Here is a 19,586-nt window from a genome sequence, read left to right on the forward strand (position 1 = left end):
TTCACAGGCGTTCGAAGGAGCGGCGCAGCTCCCAGTCGGTGACCGCGGCGTCGAAGGCGTCCAGCTCGACTTGCGCCATGTTGCGGTAGTGCGCGACCACCTCGTCGCCGAAGGCGGCCTTGGCGATCGGGCTGTTCTCCCACAGCCCGGCGGCCTCCCTGAGGGTGGTCGGGACGTGTTCGAACCCGGCGGTGTAGGCGTTTCCGGCGCAGGGCTCGGGCGGTTCGAGCCGGTGCTCGATGCCGTACAGGCCGGCCGCGACCAGTCCGGCGACGGCGAGGTGGGGGTTGACGTCTCCGCCGGGGAGGCGGTTCTCGAAGCGCAGGGAGCGGCCGTGGCCGACCACGCGCAGGGCGCAGGTGCGGTTGTCGTGGCCCCAGGCGACGGCGGTGGGCGCGAAGGAGCCGGGCTGGAACCGCTTGTAGGAGTTGATGTTGGGGGCGTACAGGAGGCAGAAGTCGCGCAGGGCGGCGAGCTGTCCGGCGAGGAAGTGCCGCATCACGTCGGACATGCCGTCGGGGCCGGCCATCGCGTTGCGGCCGTCGGCATCGGCGAGGGAGAGGTGGATGTGGCAGGAGTTGCCCTCGCGCTCGTTGTACTTGGCCATGAAGGTGATCGAGACGCCCTCCTGGGCGGCGATCTCCTTGGCGCCGGTCTTGTACAGGGCGTGCTGGTCGCAGGTGCGCAGGGCCTCGGCGTAGCGGAAGGCGATCTCGTGCTGGCCGGGGTTGCACTCGCCCTTGGCGGACTCCACGGTGAGACCGGCGCCGGCCATGTCGTTGCGCAGCCGGCGCAGCAGGGGTTCGACGCGGCCGGTGCCGAGGATGGAGTAGTCGACGTTGTACTGGTTGGCGGGGGTCAGGCCGCGGTAGCCCGCGTCCCAGGCCGCCTCGTAGCTGTCCTTGAAGACGATGAACTCCAGCTCGGTGCCGACCTGGGCGGTGTAGCCGAGGGCGGCGAGCCGTTCCAGCTGGCGGCGCAGGATCTGGCGGGGGGCGACGGCGACCGGGGTGCCGTCGTTCCAGGCGAGGTCGGCCAGGAGCAGGGCGGTGCCGGGGTGCCAGGGGACGCGGCGCAGGGTGGCGGGGTCGGGGCGCATGGCGAAGTCGCCGTAGCCGCGCTCCCAGGAGGACATCGCGTAGCCGTCGACGGTGTTCATCTCGGGGTCGACCGCGAGGAGGTAGTCGCAGCCCTCGGTGCCGTGGTGGAGGACCTCGTCGAGGAAGAAGCGGGCGGCGAACCGCTTGCCCTGGAGCCGCCCCTGCATGTCGGGGAAGGCCAGGACGACGGTGTCGATCTCTCCGCCGGCGACGAGGGCGTGCAGTTCCTCGACGCTGAGCGGGGGTGTGCGGTCTGCCACGGGAGAGCCTCCTTCGGCGCCAACGCGCTTTTCCCGGCCGGACCGGGAGCCATAAGGTATTGCCGGGAACCATTGGTTGGGAAGGGGGCACGGCGGATGGTGCGGGAGGCGCGACCGGACGCGCCGCGGGACCGGCTCACCGCGGTGCTGCGGCCGGTGCGGGCGGGCAACGGCTTCGAGGAGGCGCTGGAGCAGATCCTCCAGGTCGTCCGGCTGGGCCTGGTACCGGCCGGCGGGCGGCTTCCGGCCGAGCGGGAGCTGGCCGAGCGGCTCGGGATCAGCCGGGTGACGCTGCGCGAGGTGCTGAAGGTGCTCCAGGACCAGGGGCTGGTCCAGGCGCGGCGCGGGCGGTACGGCGGAACGTTTGTGCTGCCGCGACCGGACGCGGGCGGCGAGGACGAGCTGCGGCGCCGGGTGGCCGGGGTCGACATCGAGGACGTCCTGCGCTTCCGCGAGGTGCTGGAGGTGGGCGCGGCCGGGCTGTGCGCGGCGCACGGGCTGGCCGGGGAGCGCGCGGAGCGGCTGCGTCAGGCGCTGGAGCGCACCCACGAGGTCCCGCTCGCGGACTACCGGCGGGCGGACACGCTGCTGCACCTGACGCTGGCCGAGCTGTGCGGCTCGCCGTCGCTGGCCGCGGCGTACGCGGCGGTCCGGGCCACCGTGAACGACCTGCTGGACTGCATCCCGCTGCTGGTGCGCAACCTGGAGCACTCCCAGCGGCAGCACACCGCGCTGGTGGAGGCGGTGCTGGAAGGGGACGCGGACGGGGCCCGGGAGATGATGCGCGAGCACTGCGCGGGCACGGCGGCGCTGCTGCGGGGCTTCCTCACCTGACCCGGCCACACAAAGGTTCGAGTGGACACCTTTGCGGAGGCGCTCTTGAAGCAGGCGCCGTGATCGAGCACGGTGGGACGACGACCGCCGGGTTCCCGTGGAGGGCTGCATGACGGCACGGCCGCTGATCGGCGTGAGCACGTATCTGGAGTCCGGCGCCCGCTGGGGGGCGTGGGCGCTGGAGGCGGTGCTGCTGCCGGCCGCGTACCCACGGCTCGTGCAGCGGGCCGGCGGGGTGGCGCTCCTGCTGCCGCCGGACGCGCCCGAGCGGGCCGCCGCGGCACTGGCCCCGCTGGACGCCCTGGTCATCGCGGGCGGCCCGGACGTCGACCCGGCCCGGTACGGCGCCGAGCGCTCCCCGCACACCGGGCCGCCCGCGCCCGAGCGGGACGCCTGGGAACTCGCGCTGATCGAGGCCGCGCTGGCGGCGGGCGTGCCCCTGCTCGGCGTCTGCCGGGGGATGCAGCTGCTGAACGTCGCCCTGGGCGGCACGCTGGTCCAGCACCTGGACGGGCACGTGGAGACGGTCGGCGTGTTCGGCGGGCACCCGGTGAAGCCGGTGCCGGGGACGCTCTACGGCGGGATCGTCCCGGAGGAGCTGACCGTGCCGACGCACCACCACCAGGCGGTGGAACGGCTCGGCGCCGGGCTCGTGCCCTCGGCCTACGCGGCGGACGGCACCGTGGAGGCCGTGGAGCTGCCCCCGGACCGGGGCTGGGTGCTCGGGGTGCAGTGGCACCCCGAGCAGAGCGACGATCTGCGGGTCATGCGCGCCCTGGTCGCAGCCGCTTCCTGAGCCAGGCCAGGGCCGCGTCGCCCTGGGCGCGCTGGAAGGGGCGCAGGGTGGGCAGGCCGGGCGGGGCCGGTTGCAGCGACCCGTGCAGGAAGTAGCCGGCGAGGGCGGCCAGCGCCGCGGTCACGGCGGCCGGGTCCGCGGCCCGGCCCAGCGGATGCGCGGTGAACACCTCGTCGGGGTCCGGTCCGCCCTGGGCCCGCACGCACGGCAGCATCACCAGCAGGTCGAACCAGGGCGCGGCGCGCAGGGCGTGCGGCCAGTCCACGAAGACGACGCCTCCGTCGTCCGTGAGCAGGATGTTGTCCGCGCGCAGGTCGCCGTGGACCAGGGTGTCCCCGGACGCGCCGTCGGCCCACCCGGCCGCCAGCGCGGCGAGTTCCGGCAGCCGGCCGGCGGTCCACTCGCCGAGCCGGTCCCGTACGTCACCGGCCTCGCCGTCGGCCAGCCGGCGCCAGCCGGAGAAGGCGTCCGCCAGGTCCTCGGCGACGGGCGGGGCGTCGACCTCGGGGACGTCGGTGCGGGCGAGGACGGTCACGGCGTCGAGCACCCGGCGCAGTTCCGCCGGCCGCCAGGGCACGTGCGGCTGACGGCCCGCCACCTCCTCGAAGACCAGCGCGACCCAGGTGCCGTCGTCGTACGAGCCGAGCAGCCGGGGCGCGGGCACGGTGGCCGGCAGCGCGGCGGCGTGCCGGGCCTCCTTACGGTGCAGGCCGGGGCTGTGCGGGTTGGCCTCGGCGCTCACCGCCTTGACGAAGCCGGTGCGGCCGGTGGCGGTGCGGACCCTGGCCGCGACGCCCGGGGAGAAGCCGCCGGGCTGGGTCACGGCGCGTACGACCGGGCCGCCCAGCACGTCGCCGACGGCGTCACGGACGACGGCCGGGAGGGTCTCCCAGGGAGCGCGGACGCCTGCGGCGGGCGGGGCGGTGAGGGTCATGCGCAGCAATGGTGTCGGGGGGCGGGGGGTTCGGCCACCTCTTTTTTCGGGGCGGGGTTGGTTGGGCGCGGGGGCGCGTCGTGGGGGGTGTCGTTGTGCGCCGGGTGTGGGTGGTTCGTGGCTGAGCGCGCCGCCCTCCGGGGGTGTCTCGCCGTCGACCGGTGGGTGCGTCGTGGCTGGGCGCGCAGTTCCCCGCGCCCCCTCCGGGATGCCTCGCCGTCGTCTGGTGCAGGTGCGTCGTGGCTGGGCGCGCCGTTCCCCGCGCCCCTTTCGGGGCGCTCATGCTCGCGTGAGTGACAGGAGTTCTCTCGCGGGTCCTGTGGGGCGATGGCCCGTGGGCCAGACCGCTCGTAGGGCGCGGCGCAGGGGGACGCCCTCGACGGGGATGCTGACCAGGCGGCGCAGGGACAGTTCCTCGCCCACCGCCAGTTCGCTGAGGACGGAGGGGCCCGCGCCGCTGACCGCGGAGGCCTTGACCGCCGTGGTCGAGGACAGCTCGATCAGGGGGCGGGCCAGACCGCCGAGCGCCGCGTCCAGGACCTGACGGGTGCCGGAACCGCGCTCCCGGAGGATGAGCGGGGTGGAGGCCAGTTCCGCCGCCGTCAGGGGCCGCCGGCGCCGCGCCCACGGGTGGCCGGGCGCGGTGACGACGATCAGCCGGTCATGGGCGATGACCGTGGAGTCCAGGCCGGTCGGCACGTCCAGACCCTCCACGAACCCGAGGTCCGCCTCCCCGGCCAGCAGCAGCTCCGCGACCTTCGCCGAGTTGCCCGCGAGCAGCGAGACGGCCGTGTCGGGCCGCTCGGCGTGCAGCGCGAGCAGCCAGCCGGGCAGCAGGTACTCGGCGATGGTCATGCTGGCCGCGACCCGGAGCCGGGAGTCGCGCCGGTCCCGCAGCGCCCGCGCGCCCGCGTCGAAGGCGGCCGCCGCCTCCACCACCCGGCGGGCCCAGTCCGTGACCAGGGCGCCCGCGTCGGTGAGCCGGGAGCCGCGCGGGGAGCGGTCGACGAGGGCCACGCCCAGCTGCCGTTCCATGGAGCGCAGCCGGCTGCTCGCGGCCGGCTGGGTGATGCCGACCTCGCGGGCCGCCGCGCCCAGACTGCCCAGCCGCGCCACCGCGAGCAGCAGCTCCAGCGCGGCCAGGTCCGGCACCCGGTGCGCCAGAGATTCCGTGCGTTCCCGCTGTCCCTCGGCCCTGCTCATAAGACCAGCTTATGCCCTCATAGACAGGAACTCCCTGGTCAGGGCGGAATCACCGGGACATGGTGGGCGCATGATCCCCGCATCCCAGCCCCGCACGTCACCGGTCAGACACCTCGGCCCCAACTGGTACGCCTCCGTGATGGGCACCGCCATCGTCGGCTCCGCCGGTGTCGCGCTGCCCGCGCCGGCGAACGGGCCGCGCGCCGTCTTCGCCGCCTTCTGGGTGCTGTCGCTGCTGCTGCTCGTCGCCCTGCTGGCCGCCCGCGCCGTGCACTGGGCCCGCCACCGCGACCAGGCCCGCGCCCACCTCCTCGATCCGGCCATGGCCCCCTTCCACGCCTGCCTGGCGATGGCGCTGCTGTCGGTGGGCGGCGGCGCCCTGACGGCCGGCCGGGACCTGATCGGCATCCGCGCGGCCGTCGCCCTGGACACCGTGCTGTACACCGCCGGTACGGCGGCCGGGCTCGGGGCCGCCGTCGCCGTGCCGTACCTGATGGCCGTACGGCACCGGGTCGAGCCCGGCCAGGCCAGCCCGGTGTGGCTGCTGCCGCTGGTCGCGCCCATGGTGTCGGCCGCGCTCGGCCCGTCGCTGGTGCCGCATCTGCCGCCGGGACAGCCCCGGGAGACCCTGCTGCTGGCCTGCCTGGCGCTGTTCGGCGTGAGCCTGCTGGCCGTCCTGCTGATGCTCCCGCTGGTCTTCGCCCGGCTGATCACCGCCGGGCCGCTGCCGCTCGCGCTCACCCCGACCCTGTTCCTGGTGCTCGGCCCGCTCGGGCAGTCCGCCACCGCCACGGGGGTGATCGCGGACGCCGCGCCCGGGGTCGTACCGGCCCCCTACGACGGTGGTCTCGCCGTCTTCGCCGTGCTGTACGGCGTGCCCGTGATGGGGTTCGCGCTGCTCTGGCTGGCGCTGGCGACCGCGCACGTGGTGCGGGCCCGGCGGCACGGGATGGGATTCGCGCTGACCTGGTGGGCGTTCACCTTCCCGGTGGGCACCTGTGTCACCGGCGCGGCCGCCCTGGCCCGGCACACCCATCTGGCGGCGTACGAGGCGCTGGCCGTGGGGCTGTACGTCGTCCTGGTGGCGGCCTGGCTCGCGGCGGCCCGCGGCACCGTGCGCGGCCTGCTCAGCGGCGAGCTGCTCGCAGGGCCTCGGCCAGCATCCGTGGTGCTCGCGTCAGGGACGGCCCGTACCACGTCAGGTGCCGTCCGCTGACCAGGGCGCAGGGCAGGCCGGGGAAGGCCTCGGGGCCGTCGTCGGCGGTGAAGCGGTAGGGCTCGTCGGGCAGGACGACCAGGTCCGGGGCCGCCGCGCGCAGCTCGGTGGCCGGGACGCGCGGGTAGCGGTCGGGGTGGCCGGCGTAGAGGTGGTCGACGCCGAGGCGGGCCAGGACGTCGCCCGCGAAGGTGTCCCGACCGAGGACCATCCAGGGCCGGCGCCAGACGGGCACGACCGCCGTCGTACGCTCCGCGGGCTCGGGCAGCGCCGCCCAGGCCCGCTCCGCCGCGTCCAGCCAGCGGGGCCGGCCCGGGGCGCCGCAGGCGGTGAGCACCCGGTCCAGCTCGGTGAAGGCCTGCGGCACGCGCCGTACCTCGGTGACCAGGACCTCGAGGCCGGCCGTGCGCAGGGCGTCGAGGTCGGCGGCGCGGTTCTCCTCCTCGTTGGCGACCACCAGGTCCGGTGCGAGGGAGACGATCCGGTCCAGCCGGGGGTTCTTCGTGCCGCCGATCCGGGCGACGTCCAGGTCCGCCGGGTGGGTGCACCAGTCGGTGGCGCCCACGAGGGCGCCGGGCAGGGTCACCGCGACGGCCTCGGTCAGGGACGGGACCAGGGAGACCACCCGTGGCACGGCGCCGCCTTCCGCCCGCCGCTCAGCGGGCCCTGTTCTGGACGGCCTCGATGTGCTCGGCGACCGCCACCACGATGATCCGGGTGTCGGGGACCGTGGCCCGCCAGCGGTGCCGGACGCCACCGGTCAGATACAGGGTGTCGCCCCGGCCGAGGCGGTAGGCGCGGCCCTCCGCCTCGATCTCCACCGCGCCGTCGGCGACGTACATCAGCTCGTCGTTGCGGTGCTGGAGCTCGCGGCCGGCGTCGTGGTCGCCGGTGAACTCGGAGGCGTGCAGCTGGTGGTGGCCGCGCACCAGGGCGCGCGTGCGCGGGTCGAAGTCGCCCTCGGCGACCGGCTCGGCGCGCACCACGTCCACGCTGGCCGCCGGGTCGGCGGCGGCGAGGAGTTCGACGGCCGTGGTGCGCAGGGCGTCGGCCAGCTTCTCCAGGGAGGTGCTGCTCGGGCGGGCCCGGTCGTTCTCCACCTGGCTGAGGAAGGGCACCGACAGGCCGCTGCGCTCGGCCACGACGGCGAGGGTCAGTTCCAGCGCACGGCGGCGCCGCCGGACGGCCGCGCCCACCCGCACGGGCTGCTGCTCTTTGTGGTCGCCCATCGCTCCGGCTCCCTCCCTCACTCGTCGTACCGCTGTCCGGGTGCCCCTTACGGGGCGCCCCTCTTCTGATGACTTCTCTGCACCCTACGCATGTTCGGCAAACCGTTTCACGTGCCTGTCACATCCCCGACATCTCCCTGATCCTCCACCCTCACTGTTCGCGCCAGTATCCCGGGGTGGGGACGGGCTCCGGAGCCGGTGCTCCGGGCGGATGAAGAGACCGACCGGCCGGGCCCGGCCGGGGGCCGGGCCAGAGGTCGTCACGGCTGGTGATTGGCCGGAAGTGTGCCGTGGCCGGAACGGCCCGAGGGGCGGGCGGCACCGGACGCGGTTCCGCGTCCGGCGGCACCCGCCCCTCGGGAGGCGGTCCGGGCCGGTCAGGTCACCCGGCCGCCTCGCTGTGGGTGCCGGTCTTGGCGACGGGGGCCCACTTGTCGACCAGGCCGGGGTGGTCGCGCAGCCAGCCGCGTACGGCGTCCTGCTCCTTGCCCTTGCCGGCCTTCTGGATGCGGGCCTCCAGGCCGGTCAGCTGCTCCTCGGTCATCGAGAAGTCCTTCAGCCAGCGGCCGACCAGCGGGTTGTCGGCGGTGAAGCCCTTGCGGGCGAGGGTGTGCACGCCGTCGCCCTTGCCCCAGGCGCCCTTGGGATCCTTGAGCTTCTTCAGGTCGTAGTCGCTGTACGCCCAGTGCGGCGACCACAGGGTGACGAGGACCGGCTGGTGCCGGGCGTAGGCGCGCTTCAGCTCGGCGAGCATGGCCGGGGTGGACCCGTCGACCACGTCGTAGGTGCCCTCGAGGCCGTACTTCTTCAGCACCGTGCTCTTCAGCAGGCTCATCATGCCCGCGCTGGGCTCGATGCCGATGATCTTCCCGTCGAACTCGGAGGCGTGCTTTTCGAGGTCGGCCAGGGAATTGACGTCCTTGACATACGAGGGCACGGACAGCTCCAGGGACGTGGGGCCGTACCACTTGCCGAGGTCGTCCAGCTTGTCGCCGTACTTCGTCCAGTACTCGGCGTGTGTGGTGGGCAGCCAGGAGTCGGTCTGGAAGTCGAGCTGCCCGGTGGCGAGTCCGGTGTAGAGCGGGCCGGCCGCGTACTGCGTCGTGCTCACCTTGAATCCGCGCTCCTGGAGGATCTCCTTCCACAGGAACGTGGAGGCGATGCCCTCGTCCCAGGGGATGTAGCCGATCCGGATCTCCTTGCCCTTGCCGACGTCCGTGCCGGAGGCCTCGGAGGTGCCCGCGGAGGGACCGAAGACGCCGAGTCCGCCCGCGACGAGGGCGAGGACGACCACGCCGGCCAGGGCTACGGCCGGGCGCGGACGGTACGACCACGCGCGCGTGCGTGCCTTCGCGGCGGCCCTGCGACCCAGCGGGGAGAGCTGGGTGCCGAGCGCGCCGGTGACCCGGTCCAGGTAGATGGCGAGGACGACGATGCCGACGCCCGCCTCGAAGCCGTAGCCGATGTCGAGCTGGCCGATGGCCTCGTTGACGGCGCCGCCGAGGCCGCCGGTGCCGACCATGCCCGCGATGACGACCATGGACAGGCCCAGCATGATCACCTGGTTGACGCCGGCCATGATGGTCGGCAGGGCGAGCGGCAGCTGCACCCGCCACAGGATGTTCCGCGGGGTCGTACCGAACGCCTCGGCGGCCTCGACCAGTTCGGCGTCGACCTGGCGGATGCCCAGCTCGGTCATGCGGACGCCGGGGGCGAGCGCGAAGATCAGGGTGGCGACCACACCGGCGGCGGTGCCCAGTCCGAAGAAGAGCATGGCCGGGATCAGCAGCACCATCGAGGGCATGGTCTGCAGCAGGTCCAGGACCGGCCGTACGGCGGCGCTCACCGCCTTGGAGCGGGCGGCCCACACGCCCAGCGGGAGGGAGATCACCAGGGCGATCACGGTCGCCACCAGGACCAGGGCGAGGGTGGACATGGCCCGGTCCCACAGGTCGAGCGAGTCGACCAGGGCGAACCCGGCGAAGGCGAGGACACCGGCGAGCAGTCCGCGCAGCCACCAGGCGACGACGGCGAGGATGCCGGCCATCAGCAGCGGCTGGGGTGCGGCCAGCAGGGTGTCGAGGCCGTCGTACATGCCCTCCATGACCGCCTTGACGGCGTCGAACAGCCAGGAGAGGTGGCCGACCAGCCAGTCCACGCCGGAGTCGACCCAGTCGCCGAGGTGGATCCTAGGCATGGCTGATCACCTTCCCCTCGGGGTTGTCGCAGGCCACGGGGGCGGTCGTCTCGTCGCCGAGGAAGCCGAGCAGGCGCTGCCGCGGCACCACCCCGACGACCCGGCCCGCGCCGTCCACCACCGAGACCCGGTGGGACAGCCGGGCGCTGATCGCGCACAGTTCCGTGAACGGTGTCTCGCGGGTCGCCGTCTCGCAGCCGCACAGCGGCGCGTCGGCGGTCACCGAGGTGTCCATGAGGGCGCCCGCCGTCAGCACCCGGGAGCGGTCCACGTCCTGGATGAAGGAGGCCACGTAGTCGTTCGCGGGGCGCAGCAGGATGTCCTCGGCGGTGCCGGTCTGCACGATGCGGCCGTCCCGCATGACGGCGACGCGGTCACCGAGGCGCATGGCCTCGTTGAGGTCGTGGGTGATGAAGACGATCGTCTTCTTCAGGGTCTTCTGAAGCTCCAGCAGCTGGTCCTGCATGTCGCGGCGGATCAGCGGGTCCAGGGCGCTGAAGGACTCGTCCATCAGCAGCAGGTCCGCGTCGGTGGCGAGGGCGCGGGCCAGGCCGACGCGCTGCTGCATGCCGCCGGACAGCTCGTCGGGCCAGGAGGACTCCCAGCCGGCCAGGCCGCACAGGGCGAGCGCCTCGTCGGCGCGGCGCTCGCGCTCGGCGCGGGGCACGCCCTGCACTTCCAGGCCGTAGGCGGCGTTGTCGCGGACACTGCGGTGCGGGAACAGCGCGAAGTGCTGGAAGACCATGCTGATCTTCCTGGAGCGCAGTTCGCGCAGCGCCCGGTCGCCGAGCGCGGTCAGGTCCTGCCCGTCGAAGCGCACGCTGCCCGCGGTCGGCTCCAGCAGCCCGTTGAGCATGCGCAGCAGGGTGGACTTGCCGGAGCCCGACAGTCCCATCACGACGAAGATCTCGCCGGCCTCGACGCGGAAGGAGGCGTCGATCACGGCGGCCGTCGCGCCGTCCGCGCGCAGCTCCGCCCGGTCGGCGCCGCGCCGCAGCCGCTCCACCGCGTCGTCGGGTCGTCTTCCGAACACCTTGAACAGATGCTCTGCCTCAAGCCTGGGTGACACGCGCACCTCTCGTCTCCGGGGACAGGACAGAGGCCGCGCCTCCCCAGGTCAAGCTTGGGCAAACCCGCGAGTGGCCGGGTTCACGGCAGTGCGCGTCACGCAACGCGTTCCCGGCCCGCGGGGCGCTGTCGGTGCCGTGCGGCATGATGCGTGCGTGACCGGACGACTCATGCTTCTCGACACCGCCTCGCTGTACTTCCGCGCCTACTTCGGCGTCCCGGACTCGGTGCGCGCGCCGGACGGCACGCCCGTCAACGCGGTGCGCGGGCTGCTGGACTTCATCGACCGGCTGGTCAAGGACCACCGGCCGGACCACCTGGTGGCCTGCATGGACGCCGACTGGCGCCCGCGGTGGCGGGTGGACCTCATCCCCACCTACAAGGCGCACCGGGTCGCCGAGGAGCACACCGGCGGGCCGGACGCGGAGGAGGTGCCGGACACCCTGGCCCCGCAGGTGCCGCTGATCGAGGAGGTGCTGGACGCGATCGGCATCGCGCGCGTCGGCGTCGCGGAGTACGAGGCGGACGACGTGATCGGCACGTTCACCGCGCGGGCCCGGGGCCCGGTCGACATCGTCACCGGCGACCGCGATCTGTACCAGCTGGTGGACGACGAGCGCGGGGTCCGGGTGCTGTATCCGCTCAAGGGCGTCGGCACGCTCCAGGTGACCGACGAGGCGGTGCTGCGCGAGAAGTATGGCGTCGACGGGCGCGGGTACGCGGATCTGGCGCTGCTGCGCGGCGACCCCAGCGACGGTCTGCCGGGCGTGGCCGGGATCGGCGAGAAGACGGCCGCCAAGCTGCTCGCCGAGTTCGGCGACCTGGCCGGGATCATGGCCGCGGTCGACGACCCGGGGGCGAAGCTGACGCCGTCGCAGCGCAAGCGGCTGACCGAGGCCCGGCCGTATCTGGCGGTCGCGCCGAAGGTGGTGCGGGTGGCCGACGACGTGCCGCTGCCGGAGGTCGGCACGGCCCTGCCGGACGCGCCGCGCGACCCGGCGGCGCTGGCCGAGCTGGCGCGGCGGTGGGGGCTGGGCGGCTCGCTGGAGCGCCTGCTGACCACGCTGACGAGCTGAGCCGGGACGGAGGGGACCGAGGGGGCGGGTCGGGCGACACCGAGCGAAAGATTCCGGCAAAAGACTCGCATCGGCGTCCCTGAGAGGGGTGTTGACTCGACCGAGGTGTTAACTTAGGTAAACCTAACCAACCCCGCCAGGAGGCCGTCATGGCAGAGCGCCCGGGACGAAAGCCGCGCAAGCCCCTTACCGCCCAGGTCGTGCGCACCGAACGGCTGACCCCGCACATGCAGCGTGTGGTGCTCGGCGGCACGGGTCTCGCCGGATTCGCCGCGGACACCTGCACCGACCACTACGTCAAACTGCTGTTCGGCGCCGAGGGCGTGAGTTACCCCGAGCCCTTCGACCTGGAGCGGATCCGCGCCGAGTTCCCGCGCGAGCAGTGGCCGGTGACCCGGACGTACACCGTGCGCGACTGGGACGCGGAGCGGGGCGAGCTGACCCTGGACTTCGTGATCCACGGCGACGAGGGCCTGGCCGGACCCTGGGCGGCCCGCGTGCGGCCCGGCGAGACCGTGCGCTTCATGGGCCCCGGCGGCGCGTACACGCCCGACCCGGAGGCCGACTGGCATCTCCTCGCCGGCGACGAGAGCGCGCTGCCGGCCATCGCCCGCGCCCTGGAGACGCTCCCCGCCGGCGCCCGCGCACACGCCTTCATCGAGGTCTCCGGCCCCGAGGAGGAGCAGAAGATCGACACCAGCGTACGGGTCGTCTGGCTGCACCGCGGCGACCGGCCGGTGGGCGAGGCCCTGCTGGAGGCCGTGCGCGGGCTCGAGTTCCCCGAGGGTCGGGTGCACGCCTTCGTCCACGGCGAGGCGGGCGTCGTCAAGGAACTGCGCCGGCTGCTGCGCGTCGAGCGCCAGATTCCCCGCGAGGACCTGTCGATCTCCGGCTACTGGCGCCTCGGCCACAACGAGGACGGCTGGCAGGCCTCCAAGCGCGAGTGGAACGCCCGGGTGGAGGCCGAGCAGGAGGGCGACACGGCGACGGCCGCGGCCTGAGCGGGCGGGCGGCGGACGGCACCCACCATGAGGTGCCGTCACGCCCCGCGCCTCACCAGGGTGGCCGCGTCCCCCGGGTACGCTCCTCGCGCCACCCCGGTCACCGGTCGCCCCAGGCTCAGTCCCCCCGGACCCGCGCGTGGAAGTGCATGTCGTGCCAGCCGTCCGGGTGCAGGAGGGCGCTGCGCTTGGTGCCCTCCAGGGCGAAGCCCGCCTTGACGGCGACCCGGCAGGACGCCTCGTTGACGGTGGAGTGGAAGAGTTCGAGGCGGTGGAAGCCGATCTCCTCGAAGGCCCAGTGGGACAGGGCGGCGGCGGCCCGGGCGGCGACACCCTGCCCCCGCGCCCGCCGCACCGTCCAGTACGCCACCTCGGCCACGCCGGACCCGAGCAGTATCTGCCGCAGCGCGACCCGGCCCCGCAGTTCGTCCGTCCGCTCGTCCACGACGGCCCACTGGGCCTCGTTCTCGCCTGCCCACGACGCCTGCCACTGCGTGATCCAGCCGGCGGCCTCCTCCTCGGAGCCGCAGGCCCTCATGTGCCACTGGTGGATCGCCGGATCCTGGAAGGCGGCGTGCACGGCGGGCGCGTCCCCGGCCCGCCAGGGACGCAGGACCAGGCCGTCGGCGGCGGCAAGGGTGGGCTGCGGAACGCCGGCCAGGGCACCGGCGGTCAGGACCGGCTTGATGAGAAAGGGCATGATCCACATCCTGCCGGGTCCACACCCTGGGTCCCACCCTTTTCCGCTCACTCCCCGGGTGACCACGCCACCGCCCCCTTGACGCCACCCCCGCTCCCCCTCCACGGCCCCCTTGTCTCCGACCGGCCGCGGCCCCCGCCGTACCCTTGACGCCGATGAGACGCCGTACGCCGCCCCCGCCCGCCCCGCTCCCCCAACGCGACGGGGTCGACCCCGTACGGGTACGGCTGCCCGTCGGCGGGGCGTGGGCCACCGTGCGCGAGCACCTGGTGGAACGGCTCACCGGGGCCGGGCCCGGAACGGTGGAGTCGATGTTCGCCGCCGGCCAGGTGATCGACGCCGACGGACGGGCCGTACCACCGGACGCCCCGTACCGGCCGGGAATGTACGTCTGGTTCCACCGCGAGCTGCCCGCCGAGGTGCCGGTGCCCTTCCCGGTGGAGGTGGTGTACCGGGACGAGCACATCGTGGTGGCCGACAAACCGCACTTCCTGGCCACCACCCCGCGCGGCTCGCATGTCGCCCAGACCGCGCTGGCCCGGCTCCGGCACGAGCTGGGCCTTCCGACGCTGACGGCGGCGCACCGCCTGGACCGCCTCACCGCCGGGCTGGTGCTGTTCACCGTGCGCCCCGGGGAACGCGGCGCGTACCAGACCCTGTTCCGGGACCGGCGGGTAGGCAAGGAGTACGAGGCCGTCGCCCCGTACGACCCTTCGCTCACCCTGCCCCGCACCGTGCGCAGCCGGATCGTGAAGGAGCGCGGGGTACCGGCCGCCCGGGAGGTCCCCGGCGAGCCGAACGCCGAGACCCGGGTGGAACTGGCGGGACACCGGGGCGGGCTGGGCCGGTACCGGCTCCTCCCGGCGACCGGCCAGACCCACCAGCTGCGGGTGCATCTGGCCGCGCTGGGCGTGCCCATCCTCGGCGATCCGCTGTATCCCGAGGTGACCGCCCCGGTGCCGGCCGGAGACTTCCGGCGTCCGCTGCAACTGCTCGCCCGGCGGCTGGAGTTCACCGACCCGGTCACCGGCACGCACCACACCTTCACCAGCGGCCGCGAGTTGAGCGCCTGGACGTCGTACACCGACTGGTCCGGGGAGTCCGGGCCGCGCGGCTGACGCCCGGCCGGGGGTGTCAGCCGCCGTGCCACCAGCGCAGGAGCCGCTGCCACAGGCCGCGGGGACGGGCCGGTTCCAGGGCCGCGGGGGCGGACTCCGGTACGGGCGGCTGGTGGGCCGCCGACTGCGGTTCGGCGGCCGGGGCCGGGTCGCTGCTCAGCGCGCCGACCTGCCAGTTGGAGCGCTGCGGCGGGATCGGCATGGCCCTCGGCGGCAGGTCCACGTCCTGCTGCGGCTTGGGTTCGAAGCGCACCGGCAGGGCCACCAGATGCCGGGAGGCGATGGACGACCGCCAGCGCAGGTCCTCCTCGGCGCAGTCCAGCTGGATGTCGGACAGCCGGGTCAGCAGCGCGTCCACGCCGACGTCGGCGATGGCGCGGCCGATGTCCTGGCCGGGGCACTCGTGCGGGCCGCCGCCGAAGGCGAGGTGGGAGCGGTTGCCCTGCATGCTCTCCGACGGATCGGGCCGCACCCGCGGGTCGACGTTGCCCGGGGCGGGCGCGAACAGCAGCCCGTCGCCCTTGCGGATGCGCCGGCCTCCCAGCTCGGTGTCCTGCTTGGCGAAGTAGCCGAAGACCGTGCTGAACGGCGGCTCGTCCCAGAGGGATTGCTCGATCGCCTCGGGCACGGTCATCTGGCCGCCGTTGAGCTGGGCCCGGAAGCCCGGCTCGGTGAGGACCATGCGCAGCGCGTTGGCCAGGAGGTTCGCCGTCGCCTCGTAGGCGGCGAACAGGACGAGCCGCAGGTGTTCGCGGACCTCGTCGTCGGTCAGCCCGGCCGGGTGGCCGATGAGGTGGCTGGTGAAGTCGTCCTCGGGCCGGGTGCGCCGCCGGGTGGTGAGCCGGCTGAGCGCGTCCATGACGTAGGTGTGGCTCTGGATGGCGGTCTCGGTGCCCTTCAGGGCGTCCCGCGCGGCCTGCACCATCCGGTCGTTGTACTCCTCGGGCATGCCGAGGATCTCGCACATCACGGCCATCGGCAGATGCTCGGCGAACTGGGAGACCAGGTCGGCCCGCCCGCGTTCGCAGAAGCCGTTGACCAGGGCCTGGGTGTGGCGTCCGATGTGCCGGCGGACGCTGCGGTGGTCGATGGTGGCCATGGCCGCGGTGACCGCGTCGCGCAGCCGCTCGTGCTCGGCGCCCTCGGCGTGCGAGCAGATGGGCTGCCAGGCGATGTGCGGCATGAGCGGGTGGTCGGGTTTGACCCGGCCGTCCTTCAGCGGGGTCCAGATCCGGCTGTCCCGGGTGTACTGCGAGGGACTGCGCACCAGTTGCAGGTTCTCGGCGTGCCCGAGCACCACCCACATGGGTACGTCGTCGTGGAGCAGCACGGGAGCCACCGGGCCGTGCTCGTCCCGCAGGCGTTCGTAGAGGCCGGCGAGGTCTTCGGCGTCGGGGCCGTAGAGCCGCCGCGGTCCCCCGGTGCCGAGGCCGTGCGCGGGGCAGCCCGGCGGCGGGGCGAGGGACTCGGTGCCGGTCAGGGAGGGAGATTCAGACGTCACGGTGGTGTCGCTCCGGAAACGGATGGGTGGGGTGGGCCGGCGGCGCGTCAGGTGAGGGCGCCGGACAGGGCGAGGGAGTGCAGGAAGCGGGTGAGGGTGAGCAGCACGTCCTTGCTGGAGGCCCGGCGGCGCACATCGCACTCGATGATCGGGATCTCCGGGCCGAGGTCCAGGGCCGTGCGCAGTTCCTCGACCGGGTAGCGGGGCGCGTCCGGGAAGGAGTTGACGGCGACGACGAAGGGCACGCCGCGTTCCTCCAGCCGGCCCATGACGTCGAAGCTGACCTCCAGGCGCCGGGTGTCGACCAGGACGACCGCGCCGAGGGCGCCCTCGAACAGGCCGTTCCACAGGAACCAGAAGCGCTCCTGTCCTGGCGTGCCGAAGAGGTAGAGCACCAGTTGGTCGGTGATCTGGATGCGGCCGAAGTCCATGGCCACGGTGGTGGCCGTCTTGGACTCGGAGCCGTAGTCGTCGTCCACGCCGATGCCGGCCTGGGTCATGGTCTCCTCGGTGGTCAGCGGCCTGATCTCGCTGACGGAGCCGACCATGGTGGTCTTGCCGACGCCGAACCCGCCCACGATCACGATCTTCACCGCGGCCTGGGCCGTGTGCGGCAGATGATCCTCGGTGCGCGGGCCGGGGATCGTGTCAGAGCCTTTGAAGTCCATGCATCACCGCTTCGAGGAGGGAACGGTCGAAAGCCGCCTGGCGGACGATCGGGGCGCGGGCCTGCACCAGCTCCGCCTGGATCAGCTCGGTGATCAGTACGGTCATCGCGCTGAACGGCAGTTGGAGATAGGCCGAGAGCTCGGCCATGGACAGTGGGGCGGTGCACAGCCGGAGCACGGCCGCCACCTCCGGGGAGGCGGACAGCGGGGGCGCGGAGCGGGCCACGATCAGGGTCACCAGGTCGAGTTCCGCGCGCTTGCCGTCCGCCGATCCGGCGATGGTGTAGAGCCGTTCGGGGTTGCCGGGTTTCTCCGCGCCGCCCGCCGGTTTCGCGGCCGGCGCCGGCGGGGGCGACGGGTGCTGCGGCCGGCGCCGCTTGCGTCGTGGAGGGGTCATACGGTCTGCCCGTTCCGCCGGGGCGGACTGGTGAGGTGGGCGCCGATCCGGACGACGAGGTCGCGCATCATGCCGCTCATCCGGCCCGGTTCACAGGTGACGTCCGCGAGCACGGCGAGGTAGGCGTTGGGGCCGGCGTTCATCAGGTAGAAGTAGCCGCCCTCGATCTCGAAGACCACGAGCTTCATGTCCCCGGCGCCCGGGAGTTCCTGGATGATGGCGCCGGCCAGGCTCTGTACGCCCGCGCAGGCGGCGGCCACCCGGTCGGCGGCGTCGGGCTCGCCGCCGTAGCGGGCGATGCGCAGTCCGTCGGCGGACAGGACCACGATCATCTCGATACCCGGGACGCCGTCGTTGAGCTGCTTGAGCATCCAGTCCAGGTTCGCTCGCTGCTGGATCACTTGAGGTCCCCCTCGTCGTCGGCCTCGGTGCCGCCCTGGGCGTACTCGGCCGGATCTTTGAGCAGATGCAGGTACTTGGTCGGGTTGCGGGTGAAGTCGGTCAGCTCGGGACCGGTGGCGTCCGGGGGCATGCCCTCCCTGAGGCCCTTCCAGAAGGCCTCGATCCCGGAGCCGATCGGCCGGTCCATGAGCTTCCTGCGCTCGGGGTCGATCTCGGGCTCGGGTTCGGACCGGGTCTGGGACCAGATGGTGGGCCTGCCCTCACGCTCGGCGCGCTCGATGGCGGCCTGTTCCGCGATCCGCTGGCTGAGCGGGGTCTTCACCCGGCTCCGGCGCTGCGGCAGCCCGGTCGCGGTCCACTCGGTGACCTCCGGAATGTCGTCCTCCAGGGAGATTCCGGCGGGGATCTTGGGGCTGGTGGGGCGGCGCGTCTTGGGCGGGCGCTTGGGGCCTTCCACGGCGCCGAGTTCGGGCTTGGGGATGCCGGTGGCGCCGATGCCGTGGGCGACGCCGACACCGGGCTCGGTGGTCGTCATGACGCGCGGCACGATGAGGATCGCGCGGACGCCGCCGTAGGCGGAGGAGCGCAGCGAGACCTCCATGTCGAACTGCTTGCAGAGCCGGCCGACGACGGCGAGGCCGAGGCGCGGGTTCTCGCCGAGGTTGTCGGCGTCGTCGAGGTTCCTGGCGTCCTCGATGGCCTTCTCGATCCGGGCGCGGGACTCCTCGCTGAGGCTGACGCCCGCGTCCTCGATCTCGATGGCGATGCCGGCCTGCACCTCGGAGGCGGTGACGTGCACCTTGGTGGTGGGCGGCGAGTAGCGGGTGGCGTTGTCGAGGAGTTCGGCGGCGGCGTGGATGACCGGCTCGACCGCGGTGCCCTTGATGTTGATGTTGACGATGGAGCTCAGTTCGATGCGGCGGTACTCCAGGATGCGGGACATCGCGCCGCGCAGCGTGCTGTAGAGGGAGACCGGCAGCGGCCACTGGCGGCCGGGCCGGCCGCCGCCGAGGACGGAGATGGTGTCGGCGAGGCGGCCGATCAGCGAGGTGCCGTGGTCGATGCGCAGCAGGTCGTCGAAGACCTCGGGGTTGCGCCCGTGGTCCTCCTCCATCTCGCGCAGTTCCTTGGCCTGCTGGTGGACGATGGCCTGGACGCGGCGCGCGATGCTCACATAGGAGCGCTCGGTGGCGTCGCGCATCGAGATCTCGTGGTCGGCACCGGTCAGCGCGACGCGTACCAGCTCGCGGTAGCCGTCGGGCAGGCCGCGCAGTTCGGGGTCCTCGTCGAAGACGTAGCGCACGGTGTCGCGGAGCGCCTCGCCGCGTCGCAGCCGGATGAAGCCGAGGGGCAGGACGTTGTGGGCGAAGTGGTCCATCAGGTGGTGGTGCAGCGCGATCTGCTGTTGCAGACGGTCGGCGTGCCGGGTGTGTTCGGCCTGTGCCTCGCGGAGCAGCCGGCCGCGCCGGGCGGCCTCTCCGGCGGTGGCGAGGACCAGCAGCACGGCCAGCACTCCGCAGACGCCGACGGCCATCCGGGCCGTGGGCGGTACCAGGGCGACGGCGGCCCCGGCCGCCGCGGCCATCACTATGGCCGGCGGCAACAGCACGCGCGCATAGGGCCGTTCACGGCGACCGGGAGGCTTCTGAACACTCACCATGGATGCCTTCTGTGACGAATCGGCTGGGTGTCGGGTGGAGCTTGCGGGGGAAGGTATGGGGAACTGTCGGGATGCACTTCACATGTGGGAACAGACGCACGAATTACCTCAACTCGGTGCGCCGCGGGCGAGCTTAGTCCGACCGGATCAACGCCGTGTCATCTTCGGCAAGCACCGGAAATCGGCCCGCGACAGGAGTACGCTCAACCCCTTGCGCACAGTGCGC

General features: G+C 73.4%; 19 protein-coding genes. 6 read left to right on the top strand and 13 right to left on the bottom strand.

What is annotated here, in order from left to right:
* Position 1: 1 nt before the first annotated feature.
* Entirely contained in the window at positions 2–1,360 is a 1,359-nt protein-coding gene (locus HB370_RS09255; RefSeq protein ID WP_030781246.1) for a glutamine synthetase family protein, read from the bottom strand.
* 96 nt (positions 1,361–1,456) lie between these two features.
* Between HB370_RS09255 and HB370_RS09260 the strand changes: the two genes are divergently transcribed.
* Together HB370_RS09260 and HB370_RS09265 are read left to right on the top strand one after the other, a co-directional pair.
* On the top strand, positions 1,457–2,194 hold the full coding sequence (locus HB370_RS09260) for an FCD domain-containing protein (RefSeq protein WP_030781247.1): 738 nt from the start codon (positions 1,457–1,459) through the stop codon (positions 2,192–2,194).
* 109 nt (positions 2,195–2,303) lie between these two features.
* Positions 2,304–2,990: a gamma-glutamyl-gamma-aminobutyrate hydrolase family protein gene (locus tag HB370_RS09265; protein ID WP_030781249.1), complete on the top strand. Its 687-nt coding sequence runs from the start codon at positions 2,304–2,306 to the stop codon at positions 2,988–2,990.
* Here HB370_RS09265 and HB370_RS09270 read toward each other — a convergent pair.
* On the bottom strand, positions 2,959–3,924 hold the full coding sequence (locus tag HB370_RS09270; RefSeq protein WP_030781253.1) for an aminoglycoside phosphotransferase family protein: 966 nt from the start codon (positions 3,922–3,924) through the stop codon (positions 2,959–2,961). The genes HB370_RS09265 and HB370_RS09270 overlap by 32 nt on opposite strands.
* A gap of 279 nt (positions 3,925–4,203) precedes the next feature.
* Positions 4,204–5,127 carry a LysR family transcriptional regulator gene (locus HB370_RS09275; RefSeq protein ID WP_030781255.1) on the bottom strand — a complete coding sequence of 308 codons (924 nt, stop codon included), beginning with the start codon at positions 5,125–5,127 and terminating at the stop codon, positions 4,204–4,206.
* A gap of 70 nt (positions 5,128–5,197) precedes the next feature.
* On the opposite strand from HB370_RS09275, the gene HB370_RS09280 reads away from it, so the two are divergent.
* Entirely contained in the window at positions 5,198–6,343 is a 1,146-nt protein-coding gene (locus HB370_RS09280) for a TDT family transporter (protein ID WP_030781256.1), read from the top strand.
* Here the strand turns inward: HB370_RS09280 and HB370_RS09285 are convergent.
* From HB370_RS09285 to HB370_RS09300, 4 genes are all read right to left on the bottom strand, one after another.
* Positions 6,255–6,977 carry a helical backbone metal receptor gene (locus HB370_RS09285; protein ID WP_030781258.1) on the bottom strand — a complete coding sequence of 241 codons (723 nt, stop codon included), beginning with the start codon at positions 6,975–6,977 and terminating at the stop codon, positions 6,255–6,257. The two genes, HB370_RS09280 and HB370_RS09285, sit on opposite strands and share 89 nt — an antisense overlap.
* 22 nt (positions 6,978–6,999) lie before the next feature.
* A complete protein-coding gene (locus HB370_RS09290) occupies positions 7,000–7,572 on the bottom strand; it encodes a helix-turn-helix domain-containing protein (protein ID WP_030781260.1) in 573 nt (190 codons plus the stop codon).
* A 382-nt stretch (positions 7,573–7,954) separates the two neighbouring features.
* Positions 7,955–9,769, bottom strand: a complete 1,815-nt coding sequence (locus tag HB370_RS09295) for an ABC transporter permease/substrate binding protein (protein WP_030781261.1) — start codon at positions 9,767–9,769, stop codon at positions 7,955–7,957.
* Complete coding sequence (locus HB370_RS09300) at positions 9,762–10,838, bottom strand: glycine betaine/L-proline ABC transporter ATP-binding protein (protein ID WP_030781263.1); 1,077 nt, start codon at positions 10,836–10,838, stop codon at positions 9,762–9,764. Before HB370_RS09300 ends, HB370_RS09295 begins: the two co-directional genes overlap by 8 nt.
* Before the next feature lie 154 nt (positions 10,839–10,992).
* Here HB370_RS09300 and HB370_RS09305 point away from each other — a divergent pair, with 154 nt between their 5' ends.
* Positions 10,993–11,913, top strand: coding sequence for a 5'-3' exonuclease (locus HB370_RS09305; protein WP_037701414.1), 921 nt, complete (start codon positions 10,993–10,995; stop codon positions 11,911–11,913).
* A gap of 149 nt (positions 11,914–12,062) precedes the next feature.
* Positions 12,063–12,914 carry a siderophore-interacting protein gene (locus tag HB370_RS09310; protein ID WP_030781265.1) on the top strand — a complete coding sequence of 284 codons (852 nt, stop codon included), beginning with the start codon at positions 12,063–12,065 and terminating at the stop codon, positions 12,912–12,914.
* A 118-nt stretch (positions 12,915–13,032) separates the two neighbouring features.
* Here HB370_RS09310 and HB370_RS09315 read toward each other — a convergent pair whose 3' ends face one another.
* Entirely contained in the window at positions 13,033–13,614 is a 582-nt protein-coding gene (locus tag HB370_RS09315; RefSeq protein ID WP_030781266.1) for a GNAT family N-acetyltransferase, read from the bottom strand.
* 155 nt (positions 13,615–13,769) lie between these two features.
* On the opposite strand from HB370_RS09315, the gene HB370_RS09320 reads away from it, so the two are divergent.
* Positions 13,770–14,732 (top strand): RluA family pseudouridine synthase, encoded by a 963-nt coding sequence (locus HB370_RS09320; protein WP_030781269.1) that lies wholly within the window; start codon positions 13,770–13,772, stop codon positions 14,730–14,732.
* 16 nt (positions 14,733–14,748) lie between these two features.
* Here HB370_RS09320 and HB370_RS09325 read toward each other — a convergent pair whose 3' ends face one another.
* Genes HB370_RS09325 through HB370_RS09345 form a run of 5 tightly spaced genes read right to left on the bottom strand, consistent with a single transcriptional unit; the run spans position 14,749 to position 19,360 of the window.
* Positions 14,749–16,233, bottom strand: coding sequence for a cytochrome P450 (locus HB370_RS09325; protein ID WP_030781271.1), 1,485 nt, complete (start codon positions 16,231–16,233; stop codon positions 14,749–14,751).
* 47 nt (positions 16,234–16,280) lie between these two features.
* Positions 16,281–16,901, bottom strand: a complete 621-nt coding sequence (locus HB370_RS09330) for an ATP/GTP-binding protein (RefSeq protein ID WP_030781273.1) — start codon at positions 16,899–16,901, stop codon at positions 16,281–16,283.
* Positions 16,882–17,298, bottom strand: a complete 417-nt coding sequence (locus HB370_RS09335; RefSeq protein WP_030781275.1) for a DUF742 domain-containing protein — start codon at positions 17,296–17,298, stop codon at positions 16,882–16,884. The genes HB370_RS09330 and HB370_RS09335 overlap by 20 nt, the downstream gene beginning before the upstream one ends.
* Positions 17,295–17,699, bottom strand: a complete 405-nt coding sequence (locus HB370_RS09340) for a roadblock/LC7 domain-containing protein (protein WP_030608271.1) — start codon at positions 17,697–17,699, stop codon at positions 17,295–17,297. The genes HB370_RS09335 and HB370_RS09340 overlap by 4 nt, the downstream gene beginning before the upstream one ends.
* Positions 17,696–19,360, bottom strand: coding sequence for an ATP-binding protein (locus tag HB370_RS09345; protein WP_244405480.1), 1,665 nt, complete (start codon positions 19,358–19,360; stop codon positions 17,696–17,698). The genes HB370_RS09340 and HB370_RS09345 overlap by 4 nt, the downstream gene beginning before the upstream one ends.
* Between the last annotated feature and the right edge of the window lie 226 nt (positions 19,361–19,586).

The organism is Streptomyces sp. DSM 40868, from assembly GCF_011820545.1.
Classification (GTDB): Bacteria; Actinomycetota; Actinomycetes; order Streptomycetales; family Streptomycetaceae; genus Streptomyces; species Streptomyces eurythermus.

Bases quoted from the DNA above. Each gene is read 5' to 3' on its own strand.
- HB370_RS09345 (WP_244405480.1), bottom strand. From the start codon at position 19,360: ATGGTGAGTGTTCAGAAGCCTCCCGGTCGCCGTGAACGGCCCTATGCG.
- HB370_RS09330 (WP_030781273.1), bottom strand. From the start codon at position 16,901: ATGGACTTCAAAGGCTCTGACACGATCCCCGGCCCGCGCACCGAGGAT.
- HB370_RS09260 (WP_030781247.1), top strand. From the start codon at position 1,457: ATGGTGCGGGAGGCGCGACCGGACGCGCCGCGGGACCGGCTCACCGCG.
- HB370_RS09275 (WP_030781255.1), bottom strand. From the start codon at position 5,127: ATGAGCAGGGCCGAGGGACAGCGGGAACGCACGGAATCTCTGGCGCAC.
- HB370_RS09320 (WP_030781269.1), top strand. From the start codon at position 13,770: ATGAGACGCCGTACGCCGCCCCCGCCCGCCCCGCTCCCCCAACGCGAC.
- HB370_RS09295 (WP_030781261.1), bottom strand. From the start codon at position 9,769: ATGCCTAGGATCCACCTCGGCGACTGGGTCGACTCCGGCGTGGACTGG.
- HB370_RS09335 (WP_030781275.1), bottom strand. From the start codon at position 17,298: ATGACCCCTCCACGACGCAAGCGGCGCCGGCCGCAGCACCCGTCGCCC.
- HB370_RS09265 (WP_030781249.1), top strand. From the start codon at position 2,304: ATGACGGCACGGCCGCTGATCGGCGTGAGCACGTATCTGGAGTCCGGC.
- HB370_RS09315 (WP_030781266.1), bottom strand. From the start codon at position 13,614: ATGCCCTTTCTCATCAAGCCGGTCCTGACCGCCGGTGCCCTGGCCGGC.
- HB370_RS09310 (WP_030781265.1), top strand. From the start codon at position 12,063: ATGGCAGAGCGCCCGGGACGAAAGCCGCGCAAGCCCCTTACCGCCCAG.
- HB370_RS09280 (WP_030781256.1), top strand. From the start codon at position 5,198: ATGATCCCCGCATCCCAGCCCCGCACGTCACCGGTCAGACACCTCGGC.
- HB370_RS09290 (WP_030781260.1), bottom strand. From the start codon at position 7,572: ATGGGCGACCACAAAGAGCAGCAGCCCGTGCGGGTGGGCGCGGCCGTC.
- HB370_RS09270 (WP_030781253.1), bottom strand. From the start codon at position 3,924: ATGACCCTCACCGCCCCGCCCGCCGCAGGCGTCCGCGCTCCCTGGGAG.